Raw genomic sequence first — 7,041 nt, 5'->3', positions numbered from 1 at the left:
ATTTCCAGGCGCGCGAAGCCATCATCGGCGTGCCGCACCCGCGATGGGGCGAAGTGAAGATGCAGAATGTCTTCCCCAAACTTTCGGCCACGCCCGGCAATGTTCGCCGCCGCGCGCCCGAAGCCATCGGGCAGGACAATGACGACGTTTACGGCGAGATGCTGGGTCTGGACTCCGCAGCGCTGGCCGACCTGAAGACGCGCGGCATCATCTGATCAGCTGCGGCCACAGCGCCACCAGCATTGCTACCCCCAGCAGCGCCAGCACCGCCGCTGCTCCGGCTCGCACCGCCTTGAGCGGCACGCGTGCCAGCAGTTTTTCGCCAAGCAGCACGGCCGGCACATTAGCGATCATCATGCCCAGCGTGGTGCCGATGGTGACAGCCAGCACATCGCTGTAACGCGCACCCAAGGCCATGGTGGCGATCTGGGTCTTGTCGCCGATTTCCACGATGAAAAAGGCGACGGTGGTGGCAAGAAATGCCTGGCTGCCACTTGCGGCGGCCGGCATGGCATCCATCTTGTCGGGCACGAGGGTCCACGCCGCCATCGCGATGAAACCCAGCGCCACCGCCAGTTGAAACCACGGCCCGGCCAGCCAATCGGCCAGCGCCGCGCCGGCCCAGGCGGCGAGGAAATGATTGGCCAGGGTTGCCACAAAGATGCCGGCAATCACCGCACCCGGCTGGCGAAAGCGCGCGGCCAGCAGCAAGGCGAGCAGCATGGTCTTGTCACCAATTTCGGCAAGCGCGACCAGGCCGGTGGCGGTCGCGATGATGGCAAGGCTGCTGGTCATCACGCTCCGATAAGCCGTCGGCGCGGCGTGGCAAGCCGCCTCTTGCGCCAGCTGCCTATCAGGCAGACAATAGCGACATGCCCCTGTTTCCCCTTTTGCTGGCCGCTGCGGCTGCCAGCGTCACACCGCCCGCCATCGCCGTGCCGGGCCAGCCCCTGATTGCGCCGGCCACCATCGACAATAATCTCGAGATTTTTGGCGATCCACTCGAGGCGGAACAGCTGAAAAAGCGCATGTTCGTCGATGTGAAGGTCAACGGCGTTGGGCCGCACCGCTTTCTGGTTGATTCCGGCGCCGATCGCTCGGTGGTCAGCGATGGTCTGGCCGCCCGGCTCAAGCTGCCTGCCGGCGAGACGGTTCGGCTGCAGGGCATGGCCGGCTCTGTCAGCGTTGGCACGGTCGAGGTGGCCATGCTGACCATCGGCAAATCCCAGATCGGGCCAATCACGGCGCCCGCCCTTTCGGCCAAGCACCTGGGCGCTGATGGCCTGATCGGCATCGACGCGCTGGCCGATCAGCGCCTGCTGCTGGATTTCGAAAAGCGCACCATCACCGTGCAGGATTCACGCAGCCCATTTCTGGCCAGTGGTCAGGAAATTGTCGTCACCGCCCGCCGCCGCAAGGGCCAGTTGATCATCACCCAGGCATCGATCAACGATCGCGGGGTATCAGCCGTGATCGATACCGGCAGCGAAGTGACGCTGGGCAACCGCGCCTTGCGCGAACGCCTGTTCGGCAAGGGCCGGCCGAGCAAGATGTTCGACATCGAACTGTTGTCGGTGACCGGCCAGGTGCTGAAGGCCGAAGCCATGGTGCTCAACAATGTGCGGATCGGCGGCATGATCCTCAACAATGTCGTTGTGGCCTTTGCCGAAGCGCCGCCGTTTGCACTGTTCGGGCTCAGCAAAGAGCCGGCGATCTTTCTGGGATCAGACGTGCTGGGCAGTTTCCGCCGCGTCGCGCTGGATTTCGGCAACCGCAAGGTGCGCTTCACGATGAGGTGAAGATTGGGCGGTGAAGCGCACCCCTGACAGTCCGCCTCAATCCTGAAACGTGTTCATCGCCAGTCGCTGGAATTGGCTCTGGCAGCCGGCTTCGACCAGGGTCGTGCCCAGCGCTTCGACATCCTTCGGTGCCATGACCTGCTTGATGTTCAACGTCACCGGCGTCTTGCCACCGGCAATCTTCAGCGCACCGGTCTTGCCAGCCACTTCGGCCGGCAGATTGGCCAGTGCCTGGCCGGGCCCGAAGGTGAGCGACGCCGTCACGCCATCCTCGCGCGTGATGCTGTAGGTTTGCGCCGCCGTGGTTTCGGCACGCCACAAAGCGATATTGGCCGGATCGATGGCGCACACCGTATCGGACTGGCGGGTATCCAGCGCCCAAACGCCGGGCGGCGTCGGCGGGCCCTGATCCTGTCCGGCGGAACGCACGGCCCCAATGCGGGCGCGGCGGGCCGGCTTTTGCACCAGAAGATCAGAGAAGGCGACCTGCGAAGCTTCGGCGCTGGCCGCCGTCAGGCTGAACGTGCCGGGGCCGGAAAAGCTGCGGGTGCCCTTGGCATCCAGCACCACGATCGAATCGCCGGCCTTCAGCGTGACCGGTGCATCGGCCAGGCGCTGGCCGGGCTTGAACTGGGTCGCCGACGGGCCGGCGGCGCGCACCACCAGCGGGCCAGCCATCGCTGTGGTGGCGGCAAGCGCCAAAAATGCTGCTGCTATGGGTTTAATCGAGATCATAAACGCCTCCGGGTCCTACTTGTTCCATTCGCTTTACCAGATACGCAAGCGCTATGTCTTGCGGTGCAGCAGCTGAACGTTCCCTGATCGCATCAAGCGCGTTCACATCACCGCGATCAAATGCGGCATGGAGCCCGGCCAGCACCTTGTCATCCACGGCCGTACCGGCGCCGATCGGTTCAAACACCTCGATCGGTTTCTGCCGGCCCCGCACGCGCACCCGGCCCATGGCGCGGAAATTTTCCAGCCCCATCTGCGAGGCCGCTTCGTGGCTGACCAGTGCTGCCGTTTTCAGCGTCTTGTTGGCACCTTCAAGCCGGGCCGCGACGTTCATCGAATCGCCCAGCGCGGTATACTGGATGCGGCCTTCGCCGCCGAAATTACCGACGACGACATCGCCCCAGTGCATACCGACACGAGTGCGGCCCATCGCCGGCCGGCCCTCGGTGGCCACCTTGAAACGCTCCCCGGCCTGGGCCATCTCCACTGCGCAAGCCAGCGCGCGGGCCGGATCATCGGGCCGAGCCAGCGGTGCGCCCCAGAAGGCAATAACGGCATCAGCCACAAACTTGTCGATGGTGCCGCCATGTTTCAGCACCACGTCGCTCATCGTGTCGAGATACTCGTTGAGCGTTGATGCCACCACTTCCGGCGGCTGGCTCTGACACATCGAGGTAAAGCCCTCGATATCGGTGAACAGCGCGAAAATCGGCCGGCGTTCACCCTGCAGGGCGAGACGTTCGGGATTGGCCAATATCTGTTCGGCCACGTCGCGCGGCAGATATTTGCCCAGCGCGCCCTGGGCGAACTTGCGCTGTTCGGCACCCACAATGCGCGCCATGGCGCCAGACGCCATCAGCGACAGCAGCCAGGCCAGTCCCAGCCCCGCACAAGGCAGGCCATATGTATCAAAGCCTTGCCCCTGCAAGCCGTAAGGCAACCAACCGAGCAGGAAAATCTCGCCAAGCACCAGCGGGCCGAGCAGGCGCGCACCGAAATCAAGCCCGCCAGTAACGGCCCCAAGCGCGACCGCCAGCAGGGCCAGCAGCCACAGCACGATCGGCGGCAGCAGATCCAGCCGCTTGCCGTCCAATGCCTGCGCGATCAGCACGGCGTGCAGTTCCACCCCCGGCGTGGTGTTGCCGGTAAGCCGGGTGAACGGCGTGATGAAGCGGTCCGCTTCTGGCAGATCGGCGCCCACCAGCACGATCTTGCCCGCAATCGCGTCCTTCATGGCGGCTGCGGTTTCGGGGTCGCCGAACAGATCGACCGGCAGCGAGGCAAACACCGGCCTGTCGGCCAGTTGCGGTTTGCGGAAGATCGCCGAGCCGCGATAACGCTCATAACCGGTCACGCCGGTGATCGCGTTGACCAGCAATTTGGGCGCGCTGCGGGCCGGGTTGGGCCATTGCCGCCACGTATTGTCACTGTCCACATCCAGCCGGATATTGGCGGTACGCACCGGGGCGCTGGCAACGCTGCCAAAAAAGTCGCGCATATGGGCTTCCTGCCACGGCATCACGAATTCGCCGTTTTCGGCATTGCTGGAGAAGCCAAAATAGGTGGGCGTCTTCATGCCGAGCAGCGCCTGTTTCAGCACCGGATCTTCTGGTTGCGGCTGATCGATCAGGATGTCGACGCCGATGGCGCGCGGGCCGAGCTTGTCGAGATTGGTCAGCGCTCGTGCCAGCATGGTGCGATCGAGCGGTGATCGCTTGCCGGTGGCCGCCAAAGTTTCCTCGGTGAACACCACCAGCACGATGCGATCATCCTGATCGATGCGCGGCGCAGACAGATCAACCCGAACGTCATACAGGCCGCGCTCGGCCGACAAGGCAAAGGGCATGTTCCAGCTGTAACGGCCAACCAGCAGCGCCAGCACCAGCACCAGGCCAGTAACGAACAGACGCATCGGGCCCGCCAGGCCGATGGCACGCTTCAGATTTGCAAGACCGGTGCCCACCGGAACTCAGCGACCCGGCCGCGCGCCGGCTCCGTTGCCCATCAACGGCTTGGCCGCATCCCCGATGATGGCAAAGCCCGACCAGTAATAGGGGTGCGAGGTTTCAGCGACGTCCATCATCTTGACCTGGCTGCGGCGCAGGGCTTCGCCCACGCTGAGCTGGCCGGCATCGGCAAACAACCCGGTGATCAGCGTTTTGGTGGCGTCGAAACTGTCTGGCACCGGCCAATGGCTGGCGATCACCGCACGGGCGCCGGCGCCCACAAAGGCGCGCACCAGGCCGTCGAGGGCGAAATTGCCCCCCGTGGTGATGCCCGCCTCCCGCGTGGCCGACGCGGTTGCCGCACCGGCGGTATCGCAGGCCGAAAGGATGATGGTGTCGGCATCCAGGCTGAGATCGAAGATATCGCGGAAGCTGAGCAGGCCATCGGTCTGCGCGCCGCCAAAGCTGGTGAGCAGCGCCGGGCGGGCCGGGCATTCCGGACGCGGGGCCGTCACCAGACCATGGGTGGCGAAATGGATGACGCGATAATCCTTGAGATCGCGGCGTTCCATCAACCCGGTATCGGTGAATTCCGCGCCAGTGCTGACCCTGGAGCCGCCAGCCTTGAGCAGATCGGCGGCCAGCTTGAGTTCGGCCGACGAGATCGGTCGGCCCCATTCTGCCAGCGGCCAGTCGCAATCGCTGCGCGCCGGCAGGCTGTTGGCCGGGATCGGCGAGGCCGGTGCAGCCAGGCCAAAGCCGCCGCCGCTATCGGCACCGGCACCGCGCACGCTGCTGGTTTGCGCCATCTTGCTGCCCTTCCCGATGCGGGGCGGGGCTGGCGGTGGTGGTGGCGGCAAGCTGGGCGGCACGGCTCCGGCCGGCACGGCATTTTCGCCCAGGCCCAGATAGGCATTGGCGGCTCGGCTGCCAGCCAGGCTGCGCACGTCCATGAACGCGCGGGCCGACGTGGCGGTGGAGATCATGCGATCGCGGCCCAGCCAGGCAATGCCGCGGGCATCAAAGGGATCGGCGTTGGGATCATCCTGCCGCGCCTGATACTCGGCCAGCCGATCATCGGTGGTAACCAGCAAGTTGAACGGCAGTTGCAGCAGCGCGCCATCGGGCTCCACCACCAAATGCCGGCTGGCCAGCACCAGCTTGGCCGCCGTGCCCTCGCTGGGACCGGACAGCAGGCCATAGAGCCGGCGGGCGGCAGCAACGTCAAAGGGATAAGTGGTGGGCCGGCCATTTTCGAATAGCACGACGGAATCGCGGATGGTCTTCACCATCTGGCCGAGGTCGCTGGCGGTGGCCGCCACCTTCATCACCGCGGCGCTGTCGCGGACAACGGTCAGGGCATAGGCTTCTTCACCCAGCAGGATCAGCTTGAAATAGGCCTCATCCGGTTTCAGCGCCTGCTGCAGGCTGGCCAGCGTCACCGTGCTGTTGCTGATGCTGCGATAGCGCGGGAATTCGGCCAGTTTGGCCAGCACGGCCGTCTGGTCGCGGCCCAGCAGCGCCAGTTTCGCGCGCAGGGCAGCCGTCTGTTCCTGTTCGATCGATGTCGGCGCGTCGATCTGTGCCAACCGGGCAATATCGCCTTCGGTGCGCACAATATCGCGCGACAGGGTGATCGACTGGCGGAACAGCGCCGCCGATTCGTCGCTGCCGCCCGACAATTCGCGGGCCAGCACAGCCTGGGTTTGCGCCACGCCGGGGCGCACCAATATCTGCGACGCATCAAACACATCCGCAGCCGCCGCCGCGTTACCCTGCTCCGCCAATTGCGCAAACCACGCGCCCATCAAGGGCCGCAGCACCTGGCCAGCACCGGGCGTTTCCGGCGCGGCCTTGATAATGGCGCGGAACAGGGTTGCCGAACCGGCTGCATCGCCCTGACGGGCCAGCAGCGCCGCGAGTTGGGCCCTTGCCGCCAGCAGTGCCGCGCTCTGCGGGAACTGCGCTTCGGTCAGCGCCACGGCCTGCTCCAGCGCCGCGCGGGCGCCCGCCGATTTGCCCAGACGTTCGCCCACCCGGGCCAGTTCGTTGGCCACCGCAGCCCGCAGCCACAGGATCGACAGCACCCGGCCACCGCGCAGCCGTCCCAACTGATTGTCGGCAGCGATCAACGCTGATTCAGCGGCCGCCAGATCGCCCAGCCCGGCGCGGGCTGCTGCAGCCAGATATTGCGCCTGCGCATCCAGGATCGTCACCCGTTCCTCAGGCGTCAGCGCGGCACTGCCAGCGCCCAGTGCCCGCATGGCGGCATCATCGGTGTTCAGCCGCTGCGACAAGGGCGTATCGATGAAGCCACTGGCCAGACGGCTGGCATCGGTGGTGCCGATATTGCCGCTGACCGATCGGCCCAGCATTTCCTGCGCCTGGGCGTTGCGGCGTTGGTTCAGCAGATGCTGCGCCCGGTGATTGCGCAGCAGGCGGCTGGCCACCGGGTCGCTGCTGTCCAGCGTCTGGGCGGCGCGGGCAAAAAGGCGATCGGCATCGGCAAATTGCAGCAGGTTGGATTGCTGCAGGCCCTGGTTGGTCAGATATTCGGCGCT

The 7,041-nt window shown here is 65.5% G+C and carries 5 protein-coding genes and 1 pseudogene; 2 read left to right on the top strand and 4 right to left on the bottom strand.

What is annotated here, in order from left to right:
- Positions 1-215: pseudogene (locus RMO81_RS05960) on the top strand (CoA transferase); the annotation flags it as partial.
- Here the strand turns inward: RMO81_RS05960 and RMO81_RS05955 are convergent.
- A complete protein-coding gene (locus tag RMO81_RS05955) occupies positions 208-795 on the bottom strand; it encodes a TMEM165/GDT1 family protein (protein ID WP_310474861.1) in 588 nt (195 codons plus the stop codon). The pseudogene RMO81_RS05960 and the gene RMO81_RS05955 overlap by 8 nt on opposite strands.
- A gap of 77 nt (positions 796-872) precedes the next feature.
- On the opposite strand from RMO81_RS05955, the gene RMO81_RS05950 reads away from it, so the two are divergent.
- Positions 873-1,799 (top strand): aspartyl protease family protein, encoded by a 927-nt coding sequence (locus tag RMO81_RS05950; protein WP_310474860.1) that lies wholly within the window; start codon positions 873-875, stop codon positions 1,797-1,799.
- 36 nt (positions 1,800-1,835) lie between these two features.
- On the opposite strand, the gene RMO81_RS05945 is transcribed toward RMO81_RS05950, so the two are convergent.
- The 3 genes from RMO81_RS05945 to RMO81_RS05935 form a co-directional block, all read right to left on the bottom strand.
- The gene (locus RMO81_RS05945; protein ID WP_310474859.1) at positions 1,836-2,477 is read right to left on the bottom strand and encodes a hypothetical protein; all 642 of its coding nucleotides are present in this window, start codon (positions 2,475-2,477) and stop codon (positions 1,836-1,838) included.
- A 43-nt stretch (positions 2,478-2,520) separates the two neighbouring features.
- Positions 2,521-4,446 carry an adenylate/guanylate cyclase domain-containing protein gene (locus tag RMO81_RS05940; protein WP_310474858.1) on the bottom strand — a complete coding sequence of 642 codons (1,926 nt, stop codon included), beginning with the start codon at positions 4,444-4,446 and terminating at the stop codon, positions 2,521-2,523.
- A 57-nt stretch (positions 4,447-4,503) separates the two neighbouring features.
- On the bottom strand, positions 4,504-7,041 hold a 2,538-nt coding region (locus RMO81_RS05935; protein ID WP_310474857.1), incomplete at its 5' end, for a CHAT domain-containing protein.

Origin of the sequence: Sandarakinorhabdus sp. (genome assembly GCF_031422795.1) — a bacterium.
GTDB lineage: Bacteria > Pseudomonadota > Alphaproteobacteria > Sphingomonadales > Sphingomonadaceae > Sandarakinorhabdus.
Note: the sequence above shows the minus strand (reverse complement) of the source record. Positions and strands in the feature narration are given on the sequence as shown.